Origin of the sequence: Streptomyces paromomycinus (assembly GCF_003865155.1) — a bacterium.
GTDB lineage: Bacteria > Actinomycetota > Actinomycetes > Streptomycetales > Streptomycetaceae > Streptomyces > Streptomyces chrestomyceticus.
Genome location: NZ_BHZD01000001.1, coordinates 1,884,866 through 1,904,066 on the forward strand (window position 1 = coordinate 1,884,866; position 19,201 = coordinate 1,904,066).

25 protein-coding genes are annotated in these 19,201 nt (G+C 70.9%); 6 read left to right on the forward strand and 19 right to left on the reverse strand.

The annotated features are described in order from the left end of the window. Nucleotides 1–161: 161 nt before the first annotated feature. Nucleotides 162–401, forward strand: a complete 240-nt coding sequence (locus OEIGOIKO_RS07370) for a hypothetical protein (protein ID WP_125053013.1) — start codon at nucleotides 162–164, stop codon at nucleotides 399–401. Continuing rightward, nucleotides 398–607, forward strand: a complete 210-nt coding sequence (locus OEIGOIKO_RS07375; protein ID WP_125053014.1) for a LexA family protein — start codon at nucleotides 398–400, stop codon at nucleotides 605–607. Before OEIGOIKO_RS07370 ends, OEIGOIKO_RS07375 begins: the two co-directional genes overlap by 4 nt. A 491-nt stretch (nucleotides 608–1,098) precedes the next feature. Here OEIGOIKO_RS07375 and OEIGOIKO_RS07385 read toward each other — a convergent pair whose 3' ends face one another. The 19 genes from OEIGOIKO_RS07385 to OEIGOIKO_RS07475 all read right to left on the reverse strand — a co-directional run bounded on the left by OEIGOIKO_RS07385 (nucleotide 1,099) and on the right by OEIGOIKO_RS07475 (nucleotide 15,070). Beyond that, nucleotides 1,099–2,127: an MSCRAMM family protein gene (locus OEIGOIKO_RS07385; protein ID WP_170251618.1), complete on the reverse strand. Its 1,029-nt coding sequence runs from the start codon at nucleotides 2,125–2,127 to the stop codon at nucleotides 1,099–1,101. A 56-nt stretch (nucleotides 2,128–2,183) separates the two neighbouring features. Continuing rightward, entirely contained in the window at nucleotides 2,184–2,918 is a 735-nt protein-coding gene (locus OEIGOIKO_RS07390) for an SPDY domain-containing protein (protein WP_246177250.1), read from the reverse strand. A gap of 102 nt (nucleotides 2,919–3,020) precedes the next feature. Then, complete coding sequence (locus OEIGOIKO_RS07395; RefSeq protein ID WP_125053021.1) at nucleotides 3,021–3,509, reverse strand: hypothetical protein; 489 nt, start codon at nucleotides 3,507–3,509, stop codon at nucleotides 3,021–3,023. Nucleotides 3,510–3,537: 28 nt separating this feature from the next. Then, nucleotides 3,538–4,413 (reverse strand): SPDY domain-containing protein, encoded by an 876-nt coding sequence (locus OEIGOIKO_RS07400; RefSeq protein ID WP_125053023.1) that lies wholly within the window; start codon nucleotides 4,411–4,413, stop codon nucleotides 3,538–3,540. Nucleotides 4,414–4,569: 156 nt separating this feature from the next. Next, nucleotides 4,570–5,760 (reverse strand): ATP-grasp domain-containing protein, encoded by a 1,191-nt coding sequence (locus tag OEIGOIKO_RS07405; RefSeq protein WP_125053025.1) that lies wholly within the window; start codon nucleotides 5,758–5,760, stop codon nucleotides 4,570–4,572. A gap of 128 nt (nucleotides 5,761–5,888) precedes the next feature. Beyond that, nucleotides 5,889–6,224, reverse strand: coding sequence for a hypothetical protein (locus OEIGOIKO_RS07410; protein ID WP_246177251.1), 336 nt, complete (start codon nucleotides 6,222–6,224; stop codon nucleotides 5,889–5,891). Nucleotides 6,225–6,271: 47 nt separating this feature from the next. Continuing rightward, on the reverse strand, nucleotides 6,272–7,519 hold the full coding sequence (locus tag OEIGOIKO_RS07415; RefSeq protein WP_125053027.1) for an MFS transporter: 1,248 nt from the start codon (nucleotides 7,517–7,519) through the stop codon (nucleotides 6,272–6,274). Between the two features lie 83 nt (nucleotides 7,520–7,602). Further along, nucleotides 7,603–8,259 (reverse strand): hypothetical protein, encoded by a 657-nt coding sequence (locus OEIGOIKO_RS07420; RefSeq protein WP_125053029.1) that lies wholly within the window; start codon nucleotides 8,257–8,259, stop codon nucleotides 7,603–7,605. Further along, nucleotides 8,256–9,113, reverse strand: a complete 858-nt coding sequence (locus OEIGOIKO_RS07425; protein ID WP_125053031.1) for a winged helix-turn-helix transcriptional regulator — start codon at nucleotides 9,111–9,113, stop codon at nucleotides 8,256–8,258. The genes OEIGOIKO_RS07420 and OEIGOIKO_RS07425 overlap by 4 nt, the downstream gene beginning before the upstream one ends. Nucleotides 9,114–9,143: 30 nt before the next feature. After that, nucleotides 9,144–9,542, reverse strand: a complete 399-nt coding sequence (locus OEIGOIKO_RS07430) for a hypothetical protein (protein ID WP_125053033.1) — start codon at nucleotides 9,540–9,542, stop codon at nucleotides 9,144–9,146. A gap of 9 nt (nucleotides 9,543–9,551) precedes the next feature. After that, nucleotides 9,552–9,986 (reverse strand): hypothetical protein, encoded by a 435-nt coding sequence (locus OEIGOIKO_RS07435; RefSeq protein ID WP_125053035.1) that lies wholly within the window; start codon nucleotides 9,984–9,986, stop codon nucleotides 9,552–9,554. Next, nucleotides 9,983–10,441, reverse strand: a complete 459-nt coding sequence (locus OEIGOIKO_RS07440) for a hypothetical protein (protein WP_125053037.1) — start codon at nucleotides 10,439–10,441, stop codon at nucleotides 9,983–9,985. The genes OEIGOIKO_RS07435 and OEIGOIKO_RS07440 overlap by 4 nt, the downstream gene beginning before the upstream one ends. A gap of 84 nt (nucleotides 10,442–10,525) precedes the next feature. Next, nucleotides 10,526–10,873, reverse strand: coding sequence for an SH3 domain-containing protein (locus OEIGOIKO_RS07445; RefSeq protein ID WP_125053039.1), 348 nt, complete (start codon nucleotides 10,871–10,873; stop codon nucleotides 10,526–10,528). Nucleotides 10,874–10,935: 62 nt separating this feature from the next. Continuing rightward, nucleotides 10,936–11,274 carry an SH3 domain-containing protein gene (locus tag OEIGOIKO_RS07450; RefSeq protein ID WP_174857290.1) on the reverse strand — a complete coding sequence of 113 codons (339 nt, stop codon included), beginning with the start codon at nucleotides 11,272–11,274 and terminating at the stop codon, nucleotides 10,936–10,938. 189 nt (nucleotides 11,275–11,463) lie between these two features. Then, nucleotides 11,464–12,165, reverse strand: coding sequence for a hypothetical protein (locus tag OEIGOIKO_RS07455; RefSeq protein WP_125053041.1), 702 nt, complete (start codon nucleotides 12,163–12,165; stop codon nucleotides 11,464–11,466). A gap of 46 nt (nucleotides 12,166–12,211) precedes the next feature. After that, on the reverse strand, nucleotides 12,212–12,910 hold the full coding sequence (locus OEIGOIKO_RS07460; RefSeq protein ID WP_125053043.1) for a hypothetical protein: 699 nt from the start codon (nucleotides 12,908–12,910) through the stop codon (nucleotides 12,212–12,214). A 166-nt stretch (nucleotides 12,911–13,076) separates the two neighbouring features. Continuing rightward, the gene (locus OEIGOIKO_RS07465; protein WP_125053045.1) at nucleotides 13,077–13,553 is read right to left on the reverse strand and encodes a type II toxin-antitoxin system RelE family toxin; all 477 of its coding nucleotides are present in this window, start codon (nucleotides 13,551–13,553) and stop codon (nucleotides 13,077–13,079) included. Next, a complete protein-coding gene (locus OEIGOIKO_RS07470; protein ID WP_125053047.1) occupies nucleotides 13,550–14,167 on the reverse strand; it encodes a DUF4913 domain-containing protein in 618 nt (205 codons plus the stop codon). The genes OEIGOIKO_RS07465 and OEIGOIKO_RS07470 overlap by 4 nt, the downstream gene beginning before the upstream one ends. Nucleotides 14,168–14,314: 147 nt before the next feature. After that, nucleotides 14,315–15,070, reverse strand: coding sequence for a DNA-methyltransferase (locus OEIGOIKO_RS07475; RefSeq protein ID WP_125053048.1), 756 nt, complete (start codon nucleotides 15,068–15,070; stop codon nucleotides 14,315–14,317). A 492-nt stretch (nucleotides 15,071–15,562) separates the two neighbouring features. On the opposite strand from OEIGOIKO_RS07475, the gene OEIGOIKO_RS07480 reads away from it, so the two are divergent. The 4 genes from OEIGOIKO_RS07480 to OEIGOIKO_RS07495 all read left to right on the forward strand — a co-directional run bounded on the left by OEIGOIKO_RS07480 (nucleotide 15,563) and on the right by OEIGOIKO_RS07495 (nucleotide 19,188). After that, nucleotides 15,563–16,696: a C40 family peptidase gene (locus OEIGOIKO_RS07480; RefSeq protein ID WP_125053050.1), complete on the forward strand. Its 1,134-nt coding sequence runs from the start codon at nucleotides 15,563–15,565 to the stop codon at nucleotides 16,694–16,696. 108 nt (nucleotides 16,697–16,804) lie between these two features. After that, complete coding sequence (locus OEIGOIKO_RS07485; RefSeq protein ID WP_125053052.1) at nucleotides 16,805–17,113, forward strand: DUF6112 family protein; 309 nt, start codon at nucleotides 16,805–16,807, stop codon at nucleotides 17,111–17,113. Further along, nucleotides 17,113–17,790, forward strand: a complete 678-nt coding sequence (locus OEIGOIKO_RS07490; protein ID WP_125053054.1) for a hypothetical protein — start codon at nucleotides 17,113–17,115, stop codon at nucleotides 17,788–17,790. The genes OEIGOIKO_RS07485 and OEIGOIKO_RS07490 overlap by 1 nt, the downstream gene beginning before the upstream one ends. 36 nt (nucleotides 17,791–17,826) lie before the next feature. Beyond that, nucleotides 17,827–19,188 carry an SCO6881 family protein gene (locus tag OEIGOIKO_RS07495; RefSeq protein WP_125053056.1) on the forward strand — a complete coding sequence of 454 codons (1,362 nt, stop codon included), beginning with the start codon at nucleotides 17,827–17,829 and terminating at the stop codon, nucleotides 19,186–19,188. Nucleotides 19,189–19,201: the final 13 nt, after the last annotated feature.

A 19,201-nucleotide genomic window follows, 5' to 3' on the forward strand; every position in this document is an offset into this window, starting at 1 on the left:
CGGACGGTGCGACCAAGGCCGCCCACACGGAGCTGAGGCCCTGACGCCGGAGCGCGTCATCGCCGCCGAACGCAGCCGTCGGAACGGATTCCTACTGGAAGGCGAAGGCGTCGCTCGGCGTCGACATGCGTTCAAAATCGAACACATGATTGAATCGCGCCATGGCGCTCAACTCCTACCCCAACGATCTCGTGGAAGCGCAGCGAGCCTTGCACCGTACCTATGAGGCGCTCGCCGCCTCGCGCCCGCGGCACGTCACGGCGCTGCGCCGCGATCTTCTTCGGCTGTCGGCCGTGGTGCTCTGGCACCCGTTCTGGTCCGCCTGCCCGGACAGTTCCCTGGCCGCCCGTGTGGAGCTGCGGCGACAGGCCCGGAACCGGCAGGCACGGCAGGCGGCGTGAGGGATCCCCTCAGCGAGCGGCAGCTGGGCATCCTCCGGTGCATCGGCGAGTGGATTGCCGAGCACGGGGAGGCGCCGTCGATCCGCGAGATCGGCCAGCAGGTCGGCCTGTCCAGTACCTCGTCGGTCGCCTACCACCTGGCACGACTGGAAGCGGCTGGAGCGATCAAGCGGGCGGGCCGCCGCCGGTTCTGTCGTCCGAACTGATGCCGGCTCCCGACGCACGCGCGGCACCCTGAGTTTTCGCGCCCCACTGACACCGCACCGCGAGTTGGCAGCCTCCTCGACGGACGCGCCGCTCGTCGTCGACCAGCAGCTCGTTGTAGATTCAAACATGTGAACGAATCCTTTGAGCGGCTGGACCCCGAGAAGATCACCCGGGGTTCAGCCGCAGTCGTGCTGGGCTGCGAGGAGCGACAGGTCGGCTACTGTGCGAGTTGCCAGGGTTACACAATCCGGTACCTGACGGGGGCGCGGCCGGTGTGCCGGGCCTGCCGACAGGCGCAAGACTCCGGCGCCGCCCAGCCCTGAGTTCTGCGTGCAGGAGGCCCACGCAGGCCGAACAGATGCGCTCGCAGCGCTTATGGCGCGAGGGCGGCACCTCGAAGTGCACCGAGGCGCCGGAGAATGGAAGTTCTCCGGCGCCTCGGTGCGCTGGTGTTCACGGCTTCCAGCTGCGGCGCTGATGGCTTCGGGGTTCACCCGCCGTCGGTGGGGGCTGCGTCCTGTGAACGCCGTCGTCGGGCTGCGACGACGACGGCTCCGCCACCGGCGAGCAGAACCCCTGCCGCCCCTAGGAGCCAGGGGGTGGAATCGGCTCCGGTGTGGGCGAGTGATCCAGTTGCCTGTTGCGGTGCGGGGGGTACGGAGGAGGGCGTCGGTGCTGCCGCGGCGGAAGCGCTCGTCTCGGGGCGCGGCGTGTCCTGGTTCTTCTTTCCGGGCGTGCGGCCCGGTGCGGGCTTGGCTGGTGCGGTCGGCGTCGGGGCGGTCTCGGTCGGCGAGGGGGTATGGGTCGGCTGATGCTTCGGGGTGTCGGCGAGCGTGACCGTTGCCGGCGCCCCGGCCTTAGCGGTGATCTTGGCTGGGGCGCTGTCCAGCTCGTATCCCGCGGGGGCCTTGACTTCGGTGATCTTGTAAGGGGTGCCGGTCCGGGTGGCGACGGGCAGCTGGATCGCGGCAGTGCCGTCCTCGCCCGTGGTCACGGTGACAGTCTTTCCGCTGCTGTCGGCCGGAGTGACGTTGAGGACGGCGCCGGGAAGGGGTTTGCCGCTGCCCTTGTCGGTCTTCTTCACCATCAGGTTCGCCGGCTTGAACGGGTCGGTGATCGTCAGCGGCACGGCAGTGCCGGGGGTGACGATGACGTCCTGGTCGGTAACGACGGTGTGCAGGGGGCTGCCGCTGCTGGCTTCCTTGAGCCGGTAGACGCCGACGGAAAGGTCTTCGAAGGCGAGTCGCCCGTCGGCATTCGTACGGCCGCTGGCGGCTTCCTTGCCGGCATCGTCGAGCAGGGTGAACGCGGCCCCCGGCATCAGGCGCCCGTCGGGGTCCTTTTTGAGGATCTCCACGCCGCCGGTCTCGGGCAGGTGCCGGAGGGCGGGTGCGGAGGTGGACTGGGTCGGCTCGGGAGCATGGGCCGCGGCGGCCGGGGCCCCGGCCAGGGAGCCGGCGACGGCAGCAGCGACGGTGACGGCTGCGGCCGTGGTACGGCGGGGCGATTGGGTGCGCAAGAACGAACTCCTGGGACGGCGATCCGGGGGTGGTGAACGGATGGGGCACGGCGGGTTCAGCGAGTGCGGCCCGGCCTGGGGCTGGGCGGTGGTTGGGCCACCGGCCGCTGCGGGGCTGCCGCTGTCACGACATGCAGGTGATCGCGGGTGTGAAAGGGGATGTCCTTGACGGTGCGGTGCACCGGCTCCGTGGAGATCAGGGAGGCGGTGAAGGCGGCAACGAGGGTGGTGGGCGTCCCGGGCGAGAAGCGTGCTCGCCAGTGCGGTTCGCTCGGGTATCCGCCCCAGGCGCGCCAGATCGGCCCGTCGAAACCGCCCGTGTCGTAGCGGTGTCGCACGCCCCCGAGCCGTTCCGGCGCGAGGAAGGTCTGCGTACCGTCGGTTCTGACGTCGTGGCTCCAGCCGCGGGCGAGCAACGGCGCGTACCCCTCCTGCGGCGCCGTGGCGTCCCCGAACAATCGGTCCTGGTCGCTGCGCAGGTCTTCCATGAAGAGGTCGAACAGTTCGGCGTGAACAGCGTGCAGCAGCTCGACGGGGGTGGTGGCATCGAAGGTGACCTGCCAGGTCGTCGGCTCGAACGGGGCGCGATTGCCGCCGATGGTCCACGTCCCCTGCCCCCGCAGTTCAGGCTCAGAGACGAAGCGGGTCCACAGCCGCAGGCACGGGCTGACCGCGTAGGCCGTGCCCTCTTCAGCCTGGTGCTGTCTCCAGCCCTGGTCGCTCGGAAAAGGCCAGGCCGTACGGAGGTCCACCGGGCCGGGGCCGGCAAGATGCCGCGGAAGTACTTTCACGCTCTGGACGGGGTCAAGGTTGTCGAAGGGGTCGGGCAACACGAAATGAGGCTCCTGCCGGGAAGGCCATGCGCGGCGCTCGGCGTGCCGGTGCGGCCTGGGTCAGCGGGCGCGGCCGCCCTTGTGGATGGTCAGCGGGGCGGGCGTCTGGTGCGCGGTGCGGCTTGCGGTGCGGTTTGGTGTGGGCGTGGTCCAGGCGCCGGGGAACCAGACGGCGGTGTACTGCTCGATCGCGTCGCGCAGCCCGGTGGTGACGGCGCCTTCCCACGGCGGCTGGCCGGGGCGGTGGTGGGTGTCGAACGTGCCGTACCGCGAGCTGTTGACAGGGGTGCGGCGGGCTTCGTCGCGGCGGTGGAAGGTGCCGTGGTCGACGAAGTTGAGGGCCACGGCGTCGATCTCGCCCCGGTGCGCGTGGAGGACTGTCAGGCGCAGGCCGCCGTAGGTGTCGGCGCGGAGGGCGTTGGTGAAGCCGATGCGCAGGCGCAGCGGCGTACCGGTGGCGGGGGTGGCGTAGTAGGTATTGCCCACGACGGTGCTGTCGGTGAAGGGGAGGCACAGTTCGGCGAAGAACTCGGGGGCCTGCAGGGACATGGGGCCTTTCGGCGGTAGGTGGACAAGGTCAGCGACGGCGCCCGACGCGCCCGGTGGGTACAGCGGATGGGGCCGTAGTGGTGGTGCTCCAGCGCGGCACGCTGCGGGTTCCGAGCGACGGTGGGCGGCGGGAAGCGGCCCGCTGAAGGTCGAGTGGGGTTGGGAGAGGAGGCGACGGGGGCGTGAGGGGTGTCAGCTGGGCCTTGCCCCGGAGCCGGAACGGCATCTGGCCTTTCCAGCGGAGCAAGGGGGCTGGGTCCGCGACGCAGGCCGTGACTGCTTTGACCAAGGGCGTGGGGGTCTTCGACGAGGCGGTGGCATACCAGTAGGGCCTCGTGGCCGAGGGCCCGCCCCAGAGGTACCAGCGTGCGTTCAGCGTGGTCAGCTCCCTTTCCGGGTCGAGGCGGCCGTTGGTGTACTGGAGGCCGGCCATGGCGTCGGGGGCCTGAAGTTCCATGACCTCCCGGCTAGGGTGCTGAAGTGCCCAGCCGGAATGGATCAGTGGTGTGACCGCGCTGAATGCCGAGAGGTCAGGATCTGTTGGGTGCGGGTCGGCCAGGTAGGCAGGTGGGCCCGCGGCGTACGCCCCCGCCAAGGCGGTGGTGAAGGCGGTGACGAACTCCGTCGGCGTCTCGTCGTTGAAGCACACACCCCACTTCGGCCGGGCGAAGAGGTCGGCGTAGGCGGTGATCCGCCACAAGCCGTCGTCCTCGCCTTCGGGCAGGTATCCGAGGTGGATCTTGCGGTCGGGGGCGCTGACGTAGACGTTGCCGTCCTCCTCGGATCGCAGGTCCCAGCCCCGCTCCAGCAGTGGAGCAAGGGCAGGGTCGCCGGTGAACGTACTGCCGGCAAGGTAGCGCGGGGAGACATAGACGTCCCCGTCGAGCAGGTCAGGGTCGGGCATGGACCATTTCCGTGAAGAGTGCGGGGGAGACTGCGCGCGGCCCGGCGCCAGCCAGGTGGACACATTGGGCATTCCAGCGGCGTCACGCCGCTGCTCGCTGGGCCTGAAGGGGATGCAGCGACCAGGTAGGTGCACCGATTGCTGGTCGCGGCCGTGTCACGCAGCGGATTCCGAGCAGGAAGTTGCCTGACCCGAGGACTCGATGTGCACGGTGACCGCGCAGAGGGCTTTCTCGGCGCGTTGCTGGGCGAGGGCGGCGGTAGGGGCCGTGGTGATCAGGAAGCCGATGCGGGAAGTGAACGTGTCGCCTCCTTGCGGCGGCAGCACGACCTCGTCTCCGGTCTCGCGCTGCCAGTGGACCCGTTCGAGCCACGGCGCACCAGCACGGAATTCGTCGTCGAGGTGGCGGGCGGTGAGCGTGCCGGAGACCGGGGGATACACCATCCGGATGCCGGCTGCCTGCTGCCGGGTGGGGGCCAGGTCGGGGGTGCGTCCGCAGGCCAGGTCGGCGGCGGCACGCGGCAGGTCGATGCCGGTGGCGCGGTGGACGAGGTGGCCGATCAGGTCGCCGCCGATGCGCGCGTTGACCTCGACCAGCCGGGGCCGGCCCCGCACCAGGCGGATCTCCACGTGCTGGATCCCGTCGGTGAGGCCCAGTGCCTGGACGGCAGCGGTGGCGGCCGGGGCCACCGTGACGAGCAGCGGGTCGCGGGCGTCGACCGAGTGGGCGATCTCCTGGAAGTAGGGTGCCGGGCCGAGTGTCTTCCGGGTGACGGCCACCGCCCTGGTCTGGCCGCGGTGCGTGACGCATTCGACGCTGACCTCTGGGCCGTCGAGGTACTCCTCGACCAGCACCTGCGTGCTTTCTGCTGAGCACCCGGCCGCTTGCGCCGCGAAGGCGTACGCCTGCACCACTTCCTCGGCGTTGTCAGCACGCATCACACCGATGCTGGCCGCGTGCCCGGCGGGCTTGAGGACGACGGGATAGCCGATCTGCCTGGCCGCGGCGCTGGCTCCGGCCAGAGTGCTGACGCTCACCGAGGCGGCCGATGGCACGCCGTGCCGGGCGAACAGGTGCCGCGCGGCGCCCTTGTTGCGGCAATCACGCATCACCTCTGGAGCGGTGGTGGGCAGAGCGAGCCGGTGTGCCAGGTGGGCGACCGGGACGAGGTACCACTCGGTCCAGGTGACCACGCCGGCCAGCTCGTGGCGCCGGGCCAAGGCCCTGCCGGCCTCGTCCAGGGCCGCTTGGTCGGCAGGGTCGGCGCCTTCCCAGTCGACGATGAACGGGCGCTCCCACGTCGGTTCGGCGGGGGTGATCAAGGCGATGTCGTAGTGGGCTGCCATGTGCTCAAGGCAGTACCCGCGGTATGCCTCGGCATCAGCAGCCGTGACAACCAGGACGACGGGGCGAGAAGACAGCGGAACGCTCCATGGGGCGGGGGCGGAATCATTCGGTGCGGCGACGATGCGGTTCACGGCGTACGGCGGCGCCGTAGCTCGAAGGCGCGCTCCCAATGGGGGTGGTCAGCGATCAGTTTTCGTGCGTACAGGGCCGTGTAGTTGTTGTTGAGCCCGCGTACGCCCCGGGGCAGTTGCCAGCGCAGGGATTCGAAGAGGGCCTTGAGGCCGATGCGTTCGGCGCCGTCGGCCAGCCGCTGTGCGGTCAGCCGTTCCAGTTCCCGGTAGACGTGCGGGTGCTCGGCGTCGAAGGTGAGGAACTGCTCAGTGAGCGTGGGTCTCTTTGCCGGGCCGGCGACGGGGCCGAGGCCGGGCAGGTGTTCCTGCTGAGCGGCGGGCAACGTGGGCATCGAGTGGTTCTCCGGACGGCGCGCTGGGCGGCATGACGGGATACGGGTCAGGTGGCGGCGCGTAGGACCGGTGCGGTGCGCAGCCGGGCGAACGCGGTGGCCAGGCCGAGTGCCTGTAGGACGGCGCAGGCGGTGAGGGCGTGGCTGAGCAGCACCGGCGGGATCGCGGCGACGAGCAGCCCGGCGAGGGGGAAGGGCAGCAGGAGTAGCAGGATCGTCAGGGCCAGGGTGCTGCCGAAGGTGTCGGCGGGGATCAGGTGGGAGCGCAGGGTGCGCAGGACGACGGTCAGGCCGCCCTCGCCTGCCATCAGCACGGCGGTGAGCGTCAGGTACGCGCCGTAGGTGTGGGTGAGCGAGAGCGCCAGGCAGGCCGAGGCCGCCAGGCCCGCCGACGCGGCGCCGACCGGCCACAGGCCGTACCGGTCGATGGCGCGGCGGCAGAGCGTGATGGCGACGAGGGAGGCGACGGCGGCGGTCGACCAGAGCAGGCCCACGTCGGCGCTGGTGTACCCGAACTGCTTGATCACGATCACCGGTGCGGCGGCCTGCAGGAGTCCAATCGCGAGGTTGGAGACGCACAGGCCGGTCACCAGCCAGGCCAGGGCGGGTAGCGCCCGTAGCGTCGACCAGCCGGTGCGCAGCCCCTGGCGTCCGGGTGCCGGGCGGGCGCGGCGCTGTCCTCGGTGCTGGCTGGGGGCGAAGGCGCTGGCGAGGAGGGAGAAGGCGGCGATCACGCTGAGCATTCCGGCCGGACCACTGACGTTGAGGAGCAGTCCGGCCAGCGCAGGGCCGGCCAAGGTAGCGGTCTGGTCGATGCCGAACAGGGCGGACTGGATCCGGTGCGCGTCGGTCCCGGCGGTGCGACTGGCGAGGCCGCCCGCCGTCTCGGCCGCGATGTAGCTGAACTCGGTGAGGATGCCGGTGCCGGCGGCGAGCAGCATGACCGTGGCGGTAGCGCCCGGACCGGTGGACTGGGCCGGCAGGAGGAGCGCGGCGGCCAGCACGACCAGGGCGCGGGCAGTCGAGGCGCAGCGCAGGACCCGGGTGGTGCCGTAGCGGCCGACCAGCGTCCCGGCCAGGGCGAAGGCCATCAGACGGGGCACCCATTCCGCGGCGAAGGCCAGGCCGGTCAGGGCGCCCGATCCGGTGGTCGCGAGCACCAGCAGAGGAATGCCGTACGTCGTCATGGCGAACGCGACGGCGTCCATGCTGCGGGGCAGGTAGATACCGCGCAGCAGGCCAGGTGGAGTGCCCTTTCGGCGCCGGGCGGCAGCGGGTCGGACGGAGGTGGTCATCGGGCTTTCGTGGCAGGGCTGGATGTTGGGAACGGGGGCTGGGGCGGGCCGCTGATGCGGCCCGCCGCGTGTTGGTGTCCCTGTCAGGTGGTCCTGCGGGTGGTCGTCCGGGCGAAGGCCGTGGTGGTGCGGGGCGGTTGCGGTAGCCGTGTGCCCAGGGCTGAGCGTCGCGGCGGTACGGCGTCGATGAGGTGGGCGTGTGCCGCTGTCCACGCGGCCAGCTCGGCGTACGGCCCGCGAAGGTCCTGGCCGGCCTGGGTCAGGCGCCAGGTCCGTTCGCCGGTGGGTTCGGCGAGGTTGGCCTGCGTGAGCGTGTCCGGCTCTGTGCCGGCCGTATCCGGCGGGGCGGCGGGCTGGTCTGCGGTGAGGGCCGTCAGGACGCGGCGGTCCTTGAGGAGTTCCAGCCCGGCCTCGACGCGGGTGACGAAGTCGGTCGCGGTGCCGGGATGGTGGTGGGTACGGCTCCAGCGGGCCAGGGCTTCGTAGAGGTCTCCCAGTCCTTCGCCGGCCTCGGTCAGCAGGTAGCAGGTGCGTCCGTCGTGCTCGGCGACGGTGAGCAGGCCCCGGTGGCGCAGGGTCGGCAGTGCGTAGTGGATGCCGGTGCGCGGCAGGTCGGTGAAGGTGCGGGCGGCCATGCGGCGGGGCAGGGGCCCGTTGTGGTCGATCTCGCTGATGACCCGGGTGGTCCACTGCCTGCTCAGCAGCTCGGCGGCGCGGGCTATGTGCTCGGTGCCGGTCATCGGCGGCGTCCCCCTGCTGCCGTGGGCATCGGGCGTACGGGGCCGCCGTGGGAGAACAGGTCGCTGTTCTTCCAGGTCGCCGGGGCCGACGCTGCCGCAGGGCGTGCCGGCATCGCCGGGCGTGCTGTGTGCGTGGCCCACTGCCCGTGGCGCTTTCGTGCTGAGGGGGCCTGTCCGGAGGCCGCGCGTGCGGGCGTCCGGCCCGCCGCCCAGTCGGCGAAGGCGGCGTGGACGGGATTGAGGGAACGGCCCGCCGCGGTGAGCTGGTAGGTGCTCTGGCCGGCGGTGCGTTCGACCAGGCCGTCGTCGGTGAGCTGGCGCAGCGGCTGGTAGACGGTGGTGGGGCCGGAGCCGGGAAGGACGGCGGCGGCCAGGTCCCGGGCGCTGACTGGGCCGCGCTCGCGCAGTGTCCACAGGATGGGGGTGGCGTGCCGGGGGGTGATCAGGCCGAGGGCGTCCTCGATGTCCTGGGCCTTGGGAATGCGTTCGGGCTCGCGCTGGCCGGTCTGTGGGTTGAGGACCAGCTCCTTTTCCAGGTGGGTGCCGGCCCAGGTGGCGAGGGTGTCCAGGACCGGCATCAGGGCCGCACCCCGGTTGGTGAGGCCGTAGGTGACGTGCCGCTGGGAGAGCTGGCCGCGTTCGACGAGCCCGGCGTCGGTGAGCTTGTGCAGCCGGGGGTTGAGCTGGCCGTCGGCCAGCCAGGCGAGCTTGGGCTTGATCTCGTGATAGCGCAGCGGCTGCTCGTGCAGCGTCATCAGCACCCACACGCTCCAGCGGGGCGCGATCATGTCGAGGCTCTCGGTGACGCGCGCCAGGTCGGTGGCGGTGGCACGGGACAGACCGGTGGGGGCCATTAAGGGAACTCCTGGTGGTGCGGGCGGTGTTCAGCGCGTCGGCGCGAGCGGATGTGCGGCTGCGGAGGCCGGTGGAAGCTGGGTGGCCTGCGGCGGGGCGGCCCGGCGCAGGCTGTGCAGGACGGTGGTGGCAGCCTGGGTATGGGCCTCGCGGGTGGCGACGGACGTGGCCAGGCGGCGGGCGCAGTCGAAGATGGCGCCCGCGGTGGAAGCACCGACTTCGCGTCCGGGCTGTGTCAGCTCCCGCAGGCGGCCGAGCTGGTGCTCGATGTTGCGTTCGGCCTGCAGCAGCCCGGCGTGGATGCCCAGCAGGGCGGCCAGCATGCTCTGGGTCTGCTGGGCATCCACATGGGCTTCCAGCTCCGCCAGCGGCCGGCCGTAAAGCGCCTCGATGTGTTCGGCGACGGCCAGCGCGGTGGTGTGGGACAACGAAAACTTTCAGGGTCGGCGGGCCCGGGCCAAGGACTGTGCGGCCGGGGGGTGCGCGGCGGTAGCACGGGCGCTGATCTTCGGGGGCGGCAGGCCCTGCTGGGGGCGGGCGCCGGGAGCGGGCATGGTCCGCAGCACCTCCTCCAGGGCGCCGACGCACTCCTGGCGGCCGGAGAGCGCCGCCTGCAGCCACTGCAGATCCCACTGCAGTTCCTCGGCGGACAGCTCGTACTGCCGGGCGGGGGCCGTGGCCTCGTGTATGCGGTCGCGCACCCGGGCAAGCTGTTCCTCGGCCACCGCCAGGAAGGAGCGCAACTCCATGATCCGGTGGAGGGCTGGCGAGGCCGTACCCGCCACCGCGGCGGCATACAGCTCGTCGAGCGGCGCTCCGAAGACCTTCTCGAGCACGGTGTCCTGGCTGGTGGGCTTCCGGGTCACACTCACCGTGCCCTCCCCCGTGCCGCCCCCGGCGGGCCAGCGGCCGGACGTACCGCAGGGCTCGTGGTCGAAGCGGAAGGTCGGCCGGCCGAACGGGCGGCGAAGCGCCAGGCGCCGGGGAAGGACGTGCGGGCCGCTTCCGGGTCGAGCAGATGCCGCACGACCATGGCCCGGCCATCGCGCATGGCGACGGCCACATTCACCCGGTGGGCCAGCGCCATCTGGGCATCGGACAGTTCCCCGGGGGCTGGCCCGATGGCGTCCAGCAGGGCGTCCTCGCTCTGCTCCAGGGCCGCTTGGTCGCGCTGGAGGTGGCCGTACCAGCGCAGGACCTCCGCGGCTTGCTGGTGATCGTCCGGCGCCGCTGCGGCGGCTCGGCGCAGCTCGGGCAGGCTCATCCGGAAACGTTCCTCGATCTGCTGGGCCACGGCCTCCAGCACTTCGTCCGCGCCGTCAGGCACAGCACTCTCCTTTACGGTCCCGCAGGTGATAGCTGGTGCAGCAGGTGCCGGGGCGGGAGGTGCCTCCCGCCCCGGCCCGTTGGGTCAGTGCAGACAGGTGGAGACGTCGGGGTAGACGTAGATCCCCGACACCCAGCCGGTGACGCCGGTCGACTTGTCGGTGATGTAGACCCATTCGCCATAGGTGGTGGCCTTGTGCACGGTGAACTTGTGGCCCTTGTACAGCAGGCCGAGGGCCGTGGACTTGGCCGATGCCTTCGAGCGGATGGTCACCGCGCTGGCGTGGACCTTGTACGGGCCGACCTTGCCGCACGGGTCGGAGGCGGTCACCGCGGTGGCCGGGGCCGCGGCGGAGGCCGTCGAGGCGGTGGCAATGGGCAGGGCCACAGCGGCGGTTACGGCAGCGGCGGCGGCTATGCGGGAAATGCGCAAGAGAAACTCTCCATGGTGGTGCGAGGAATAGGGGGACGCAGCAGGAGCCGCGGTGGGAAAGGTCAGTCGAGGCAGATGCGGGTGCCGCGGTAGACGTACGTTCCGGAGACAAATCCGCTGACGCCGGTTGAGTGGTCCGTGACGGCCACCCAGTTGCCGGCCGCCGGGTGAGCGGTGAAGTCGTGGCTGGGGTAGAGGATGCCGACGGCGGTCGCCTTCGCTGACGCCTTCGCGCGGATGGTCACCGCGCTGGCGTGCACGTTCCACGGCCCCGGCTGTTCGCACGGGCGGGTCACCGTCGCGCCGGAGGGCACTGCCGCGCTGGCGGTGGGGGCGGACAACAGCGGAAGGGCAAGAGACCCGAGCACTGCTGCGGTGAGGGTGATGCGTGAGGAACGCATGACGAAGAGGTCTCCAAGCCAGTGCATACGAAAAGGGGGGAAAAGTGAAACCCTGGAACAGGCGGTGCCGTTCGGGCTGGTATCCAGAGTCCGGAAAATTCCCGGTTGGGCTAACCGGAGATCAGCTGCTATAAAGCCGCGTCCCAGTTCCCCTGTAAGCAGCAGCGAGTTACAGCGGGAAGCCGCGGGTCAGCGTCGGGGCCCGCTCGGGCGGGGCGCGATTCCCGGTAGCTGCCGCGCTGGGACGGAGGGGGTCACGGTGGGTTCGGGCAGTGGGGTGTCGCGGTCCTCCAGCCATTCGCCGGCCTGCGCGGCGTCGGCGAAGCATCCCTCGCGCAGGGTGTACCGGTTGGCATCGACGTCCCACTTCTCGACCAGGACGCGAAACGGTCGCTGCGCCGCGGTGGGGTGGAGATCCCGCACCAGCACGGTCGTCTCGTAGTCGATGGTGTCGTCGGTGTAATGGTCGAGGATCTCGTACCGGCCGGGCGAGGCGGCCAGCTTGGCCTCCAGGGCGCTCGTCTTGGCGTCGGCAGCCTCTGGCCCCAGGTCGGTGCGGGCGCGCAGCGCGGACACCGGGCAGCCACGGGCGACGAGCCACTGCTGCGCGAGCGGTACCAGAGGCAGCCGCTCCGAGGCATACCGGAAACTGCCGGTGGCTTCGTTGCGGTCGATGTGGACGGCCAGGTACTGCGGCGAGCCCGGCAGGTCCCACGTCATCGAACTGTCATGCAGGACGGCATAGCTGTCGTCGCCTTGGTGGTGGCTGGCCACCACGGTCAGCTCGTTCTCCGACAGACTGATCTGCCAGTTGAAGAGGGTGGCTTCGTGGTCGTTCGCGAGATCGAGTCCCTCGACGCGAAGGACGGTTTCGAGGTCGTTTTCGGGCATGGTCCTCGTCGTTGATGAAGGTGGGGGCTGCCGCGCAGGCGTGTTCTCAGCGGCGTGGACGCGTGGCAGGCCAGGCGCCCACGCGCTGAGCAGGCGGTGGGGTGGGGCGGGTGGTTCCGCGGGCTCCGGTCAAGACGGTGCGGCCGGCATCGGTGACGGTGATGGGCTGCCCGGCGTGCAGCGCGTGGGACTCATCCCGGGTGACGCACCCGGCCGCCTCCAGGCGTTGATAGGTGGCAGCAGGAACGCGGGTGCCCGACGCTGTGACCGCCGCCACGCGTCCCGTGAGCAGGTGTTGGCGCAGCTGGGCGCCCTCGCTGATGGCCATCAGGGCCGCGTGGTCCGCAGCGGACAAGTCCGGCATCGAGCCGGAGCCTGTGTGCCGCCGCCCGGCGCGTTCGAGAGGCTCCAGCGCCGCCGCAACCTCGGCGCGGCGGGCGTCCCGGGTGGCGGTGGCCTCCTTCATCCGCTCGACGGCGCGGTCGATGCGGGCAAACAATGCCCGCTCGATCTCGTACTCCCCGGAGGCGAGCCGTTCCAGCAACACGCGGTGAAAAGTCAGGACGGTCGTAGCGTCGTTGAGCTTGCGGTGCGCGTCAGCCACGCGGGTGGCCGGCTCATCGAGCAGGTCGCGATCATGCAGCTCCCGCAAACGGTCGATGCTGTGTCCGGTGGCCGCCTCGACACGGTGATCGAGCGAGGTCAGGCCCTTGTGAACGGAGGAGGATGTCGAGGATGAAGGCATAAACAATCCCTTGGTCGTGGGGCCGAGGGCCGCAGGCATCCACAACACAGCTCACGGCCCGGCACCTGCCGCCTCCGGCGCTCGGCAGGCTGGGCGACGCGGACGTCAGCAGATGTGAAACCGGAAGCAGCTCGTCGAAACCACACGGTCGGCGGCCGGAAACGTCTCAGCGGGTGGGGCCGTTCGCCGGGGACGAGGGCATGTGCAATGGGCCGGGACGGGGGCCGGGGCCCGGTTTGGGCACTCCGGACGGCCGGGAGGCGGTCAACTGCGGCGATCGGGCACGGGCCGCGTGGGCCAGCGCGCTCATCGGTCGGCGTTCCATGCCCAGCCGGGCGGCGACGGTGTCGTAGACATCGAAGTCGGCCCGAGGGCGGACAGCAATGACGTGGATCTCGGTGGTGTGCTGCGAGGTGGCCGGTGCCGGGCGCTGGCAGTACACCAGCCGCCACTCGGCGCGCTGGTCGAGGTACAGCTTGCGCAGGCCGCTCAGGTCCCCGGTGAGCTTGCCGCCTTGCATGTCGCCGTTGACCGTCTCCTGCAGATGCTCCAGGGCCAGGTCCCGGACGTCCGTCGGTGCTTCGAGCAGGTCGGTCAGGGCGCGGGGGTCGAAGCTCAAGGCATGGCGCGGACGACCGCTCATGCCGGCGCCTCGCCGGTGTCTGGGGTGCTGGCGCCGGTGCGGCGCGCGGAGCGCTGCGGGCCGGGCAGGATGCGGTGAGCGGGCCGGTCGGGATCCGTCATGCAGGCCGACAGCGACCCGCCCGGCGCCCGTACGGCCGCCATGGTGTGGGTGAGGAAGTCCCGGTGCCACACGGCCATGCCGGCCAGACCCGCGTCTGGTTCCTTGTGCTGGTGATAGGCCAGCCACAGGGCGTGCAGCCAGGCGAGGACATCCTCGTGCTCCTGCCACTGCAGGCACCAGGGGGCGGCCGTGGAGACCTCGTCGCCGTAGGTGTCCATGAGGAACGTTTCCACCCAGTCGGTCAGGGTGTCGACTTCCGACTCGAACTCCTCCCCCTCCAGTTCCAGGATCGGCCGCGGCGCCGGAGCCGGGGCAGGCATCGCCGGCCCCGGCGGGAAACCGGCGAACGGTGAACCGGCGGGTGCTGAGGCAAGGTTGTCCAGCTGCCGGGCTTGTTCGGCCGACTGATCGAGAAGCTGGCGGACGGTGGCGTCGAGGTGTTCCAGGTTGCCGTCGGGCAGCCGTACGGGCTCCGTGTCGCCCTCGTCGCGGGGGCCTATGGATTCGGGCACGAGTATCTCCTTGCAGCCGCTCGCGGCGGGTCGGGGAATGCGGCTCCAACGATCCGGAGAAATCCCGGTTTGGCTAACCGGGCATCGGCCGCTATAACCAGACGCCCGTCGGCCGTTGCCCGGGAAACTGCCCCCAGGGCGACGCGGTTACGCGGCCAGCGTGCAGTCCTCCTGGCCGAGGGTGTCACGCAGTGTCTCGGTGAGCCGGTCGGCGGCGATTTCGGTGTAGTGCCGGGTCTTTTCCACGCCGATAAAGTCCCGGCCTTCCAGCAGGGCCGCGACGCCCGTGGAGCCGGAACCGGCGCAGAAGTCCAAGACGGTGCCGTCCGGCGGGCAGATCTGCACCAGCTCCCGCATCACCTCGACGGGCTTTTGCGTGATGTGCCGGCGCTTCTTCCCGCTGGGCTGGGAGGCGCTGTACAGGCCGGGCAGGTACACCGGGTTGCGGGAGGCGTCGATGGGGCCGTTGGACGCCCAGATGATGAACTCGCAGTTCTGCGTGAACCTGCCGCGCTGCGGCCTCGCCTGCGGCTTGTGCCAGGCCAGCACGCCACGCCACAGCCAGCCGGCCGCCTGGATGGCGTCTGTCGTGATGCCCAGCTGCCGCCAGTCGGTGAACAACAGCGCCGTGCCGCCGACCTTGGTCAGACGCTGGGCTTCGGTCATGATCTGCGTCAGCCAGAAGCCGTACGACCTCTGGTCCATGTTCTCGCCGGTGAAGTCCGGCAGGCTGTGTCCGGCGTCGGCAGAGGTGTACTTCTGGCGCGCCGTGCGGCTGGTGCGCTCCTTCGCGGTCCGGCCGCCGGAGTTATACGGCGGGTCGGTGATGACCGAGTCGACGCAGTCATCGGGCAGGTCGGCGAGCACACGGAGCGCGTCGCCCTGATGGAGAGAAAACGGCAAAGAGGTACCCCAATTCGGGTCGGGACAAGAAGACGGGAACTCCTCATTCGCTGTCCGGCTGGGCACGGGAGGCGGTGCCGGAGGCTGTAGCCGAGGGGGCAGGAGGAGACCAAAACTGTAGGCCACGATTCCCGGTTGGCCACGGTCACCGTTTCCGTGCGCACGGCGCCGAGCCAAACTCTTTGGTCAACCGGGGAAGCGCGCTTACTGTTTTGGAACCGCCCGGCGCACCGCGTCTGCAGGCGTCCCTTCCCTCCTTTCGTCACCCTTGGAGACCGCCTTGTCCCGGCACCGCTGACCATCTGCGGCATCTCGCGAGCGGCAACTCGCCACGATGCCCCGCCCGATCACCTACCGCACCCCGGCCGACGCCTTTCCACTGTCACCACTCGGCCGGCACGTCACTTCGAGGAACACCGCTGTGGCCCACCTCTGCCCTTTCCCGCTTGACATCGCCCTGCCCGCGTCTGCCGTCTGCGAGGACCGCCCGGGTTGAAGGGCATAGCCGCCGCAACCGCCGGCGTCTTCTGCCTTTCCCCTCTTCTCCTGGCCGGCACCGCCGTGATGGCGGCGGCCGGCAGCGGAGCCGCTGCCCAGCATCCGTGCGCCTCGGGCACGGACATCGACACCACTGCCGTCTCCCGTCAGGTCGCCGCCCTCCTGCATGGCAAGGGCGCCGAGAAGAACGTTCACGTCGAGGGCCTGGACCTGCCCAAGCAGCAGATCCCCAACGCCAAGACGATCATCGCGACGGGTATCTCTCTGCACGCTCCGGCCCGCGGCCAGGTCGTGGCGCTGGCCACGGCCATGCAGGAGTCGCGGCTGCGTAACCTCGGCGGCGGTGACCGGGATTCGCTCGGCCTGTTCCAGCAGCGTCCCAGCCAGGGCTGGGGCACCGCGCAGCAGATCCGTGACCCCGTTTACGCCAGCACCCGCTTTTACAAGGCGCTCTTCGGCGTGCACGGCTGGCAGCAGATGACCGTCACCCAAGCCGCCCAGGCCGTGCAGAAGTCCGGTCTCCCAGACGCTTACGCCCCGTGGGAGAAGCTCGCCCGCGCCCTGCAGCAGGCCCTCGCAAAGACCCTGCCGAACGGCGGCGCCGGCAGCAAGCCCGACAAACCCCCGAACGGCGCGCCGCCCACCTCCGGCGCCGGCTGTGAGCCGGGCGCGGACGGCTCCGCCTTCGGCCCGATCCCGGAAGGCGCCGTCCCCTCCGGCTACCGGATCCCTGCCGGTACTCCGGCAAAGGCCCGCACCGCCCTGGAGTGGGCGATGCACCAGCTCGGCACCCCGTACCAGTGGGGCGGCACCTGCACCAAGTCGCACGGGCCCGACCCGATGGGGCGCTGCGACTGCTCCAGCCTGATGCAGCAGGCGTACGCCGCCGCCGGCATCAAGCTCTCCCGCGTGACGTACACGCAGGTCGGCGAGGGCACAGCGGTCTCCCCGCAGGCGCTTAAGCCCGGTGACCTGCTGTTCGCCCGCGGCAGCGCGGCCCGGCCCGAGCACGTCGGGATGTACATGGGCGCGGGGCTGGTGATCAACGCGCCGCGTACCGGCAAGCCGGTGCGCATCGAGCCGGTCAAGAACTGGCAGGTCCTCGCCGCCCGCCGCGTCGTGACCTGACGCCGCGGGCCGGACCGGTCCGGCCCTTCCCGCGTCGCCGACGCCTTCGTCGTCTCCCCTTTCCGCACGGCCCGACGGCCTGCGCCCGCTAGGAGTCCCTCCCGCCCCATGCCCCTGTCCGACCGTCTGATCCAGCTCGCCTTCGACCCCGGCATCTCCCCCAAGGAAGGGGGCCTGCCGGGCCTGTCCGTCCTCAAGAGCGTCGTCTCCTCCATCAACTTGTACGCCATCATCGCTGTCGTCGGTGCCCTCGCCGTGTCCCTGGCCGTGTGGGCCTGGGGCCACTTCACCGGAGGCCACCAGGCCGAGGCCAACGGCAAGAAGGGCGCGCAGATCTCCGCCGGAGCGGCCCTGGGCCTCGGCGCCGCCAACGGCATCGTGGTCTTCTTCTCCACCCTCGGCGCCCAGGTGAAGTGATGAAAAAACGTCTCGGCTCCTACGTCTCGGCCCGCACCGCCGACTGGTCCGCCAACCGGCGCGTCGCCACCGTCGCCGTCGTCATCACCGTCCTGATCGCCGTCGCCGGCCTGGCTGCCTGGTTCACCGGCCGCGGCGAGGACCATGTCTCCGCCCGGCCGCCTGCGGCCAGCCCCTCCGCTTCGGCTTCCTCCCCCTCGCCGTCAGCGGGCACCGGCTCGGTTCCCCGCCCCCCGCAGATCAGTGACCCGGTGGCCTACGCCAAGGCGGCGGCGAAGATGCTGTGGTCCTACGACGCCCGCACCACCGGCCGCGACCAGCAGCTCGCCGGCATGCAGGCGTGGATGACCAAGGAGACCAAGTACAGCGACTGGTCCTCGATCACCGCGCAGGTTCCCGACCCGGTGCTGTGGTCGCGGATGCACGACAACGCCCAGCACGCCAGCGCCAGCGTCGGCGAGGCCCATTACCCCTCGGCATTCAAGCAGGCGCTGGCCGACGATCCGTCCGCGCTGACCGAGGCGTACATCTACGCCGTCACCGTCACCGGCAAGCAGACGATCACCTGGAAGGGCGGCGGAGGCGGCGCCGAGGACCGCTCGGCCACCCTCGCCGTGCAGTGCCGCCGCTCCCACGACTGCTCACTGGTCTCCCTCGCCCCGCAGGTCGCCCCCTGACGCGCCGCTGACCGACCGAAAGGAGGCGCCCCTTCCGTGGACTTCTGCTCCATACCCGTCGCCGGCAAGCTGTGCAGCGCCGCTGACGCGATCGACTTCGTGGCCGACCCGGGCAAGGCCATCACCGAGGGCATCGGCAACTGGATCGCCAAGAGTGCCGGCGAACTCGCCGCCACCGCAGCCGATCTGGCCGCCAAGGCCGTCGACACCACCACCAAGGTCGACCTGAACGCCGCCTGGTTTCGCGACAACTACGAAACGCTGCTGCCCATCGGCCTGATCATCCTGGTCGCAACGTTCAGCGCCCAGCTCATCCGCGCCTCCGTCCGCCGCGATGGGCAGGCGCTCACCCAGGCGTTCACCGGCACCGCCATCGGCGTGCTGTTCGCCTTCGGCGCCATCGCGCTGACCACGGTCGCCATCGAAGTGGTCGACGCTCTGTCCGACGGTCTGTTCAAGGCGGCGGGCAGCAGCGTCGAGGACGCGGTACGGCGCATGGTCAAGGTCTCCCAGATCGGCTCCCTGTCCGGCCTGGGCTGGCTGGTGCCGACCCTCGCCGCCCTCGGCGCCGCCTTCGGCGCGGTGCTGTACTGGTGCGTGATGATGGTCCGCAAGGTCGGCATCCTGGTCCTGGTCACCCTCGCGGTCTTCGCCGGGGCCGGCGGCGGCTGGGAGGTCGCCCAGCGCTGGCGCAAGGGCTGGATCGAAGCCACCGCCACCCTCATCGTCAGCAAACTGCTGATGACCATCGTCTTCCTGCTGGGCATCTCCGCCATGGGCAAGACCGAAGCCAAGGACGGCCTCGGCGCCCTCGCCGACGTCCTGTCCGGCGTCGTCATCATGGTGCTGGTCCTGCTGTGCCCGTACGCCACGTTCAAGTTCGTACACTGGGCAGCCGAAGGATCCGACGGCGAGACCCTGCACCGCGCCGGTGGCGCCGGAGCCCAGATGGCCCGGCAGCACACCGAGCGCGCCGGCCGCAAGGCCGCCTCGATGGCCGCGGGCGGCGGCGCCGGAGGCGCGGCCGCCGGAGCAGGCGCCGCACCGCAAGGCCCCTCCGACATTCCCGGACAGGGCTCCGGCGGCATCACCGCCGCCAACCCGTCCAGCGAAAGTCCTGGAGGACAGGGCAGCGAAACCACCGCATCGCCCGCCCTCGACCTGGCCAAGAAGGGCGCCCAGCCTCCGCCCACCCGCCCAGGCGAAGATGCTGGTGGCCGCGTCGGCGGCCCACCTGCCGGAGCAGCTGGAGGCGGCCCCGCCAGCCAGGGCGCCGACTACAGCCAGTGGGGCGTCACCGACCGCGCCTCCGTGCCTCCGCCGCAGGGCGCGCCGTCCTCCGGGTCCGGGGCGGCGACCGGCCCGGCCTCTCCTCCCCCTCCGCCTGCCGGTAGCTGACGACCTCCCATTC

What these genes read in the sequence shown, in the direction of transcription:
- OEIGOIKO_RS07460 (WP_125053043.1), bottom strand. Translation starts at nt 12,910, where the DNA reads ATGCCTTCATCCTCGACATCCTCCTCCGTTCACAAGGGCCTGACCTCG.
- OEIGOIKO_RS07395 (WP_125053021.1), bottom strand. Translation starts at nt 3,509, where the DNA reads ATGTCCCTGCAGGCCCCCGAGTTCTTCGCCGAACTGTGCCTCCCCTTC.
- OEIGOIKO_RS07400 (WP_125053023.1), bottom strand. Translation starts at nt 4,413, where the DNA reads ATGCCCGACCCTGACCTGCTCGACGGGGACGTCTATGTCTCCCCGCGC.
- OEIGOIKO_RS07410 (WP_246177251.1), bottom strand. Translation starts at nt 6,224, where the DNA reads ATGCCCACGTTGCCCGCCGCTCAGCAGGAACACCTGCCCGGCCTCGGC.
- OEIGOIKO_RS07425 (WP_125053031.1), bottom strand. Translation starts at nt 9,113, where the DNA reads ATGGCCCCCACCGGTCTGTCCCGTGCCACCGCCACCGACCTGGCGCGC.
- OEIGOIKO_RS07415 (WP_125053027.1), bottom strand. Translation starts at nt 7,519, where the DNA reads ATGACCACCTCCGTCCGACCCGCTGCCGCCCGGCGCCGAAAGGGCACT.
- OEIGOIKO_RS07370 (WP_125053013.1), top strand. Translation starts at nt 162, where the DNA reads ATGGCGCTCAACTCCTACCCCAACGATCTCGTGGAAGCGCAGCGAGCC.
- OEIGOIKO_RS07450 (WP_174857290.1), bottom strand. Translation starts at nt 11,274, where the DNA reads ATGCGTTCCTCACGCATCACCCTCACCGCAGCAGTGCTCGGGTCTCTT.
- OEIGOIKO_RS07405 (WP_125053025.1), bottom strand. Translation starts at nt 5,760, where the DNA reads ATGGCAGCCCACTACGACATCGCCTTGATCACCCCCGCCGAACCGACG.
- OEIGOIKO_RS07420 (WP_125053029.1), bottom strand. Translation starts at nt 8,259, where the DNA reads ATGACCGGCACCGAGCACATAGCCCGCGCCGCCGAGCTGCTGAGCAGG.
- OEIGOIKO_RS07490 (WP_125053054.1), top strand. Translation starts at nt 17,113, where the DNA reads ATGAAAAAACGTCTCGGCTCCTACGTCTCGGCCCGCACCGCCGACTGG.
- OEIGOIKO_RS07485 (WP_125053052.1), top strand. Translation starts at nt 16,805, where the DNA reads ATGCCCCTGTCCGACCGTCTGATCCAGCTCGCCTTCGACCCCGGCATC.
- OEIGOIKO_RS07465 (WP_125053045.1), bottom strand. Translation starts at nt 13,553, where the DNA reads ATGAGCGGTCGTCCGCGCCATGCCTTGAGCTTCGACCCCCGCGCCCTG.
- OEIGOIKO_RS07455 (WP_125053041.1), bottom strand. Translation starts at nt 12,165, where the DNA reads ATGCCCGAAAACGACCTCGAAACCGTCCTTCGCGTCGAGGGACTCGAT.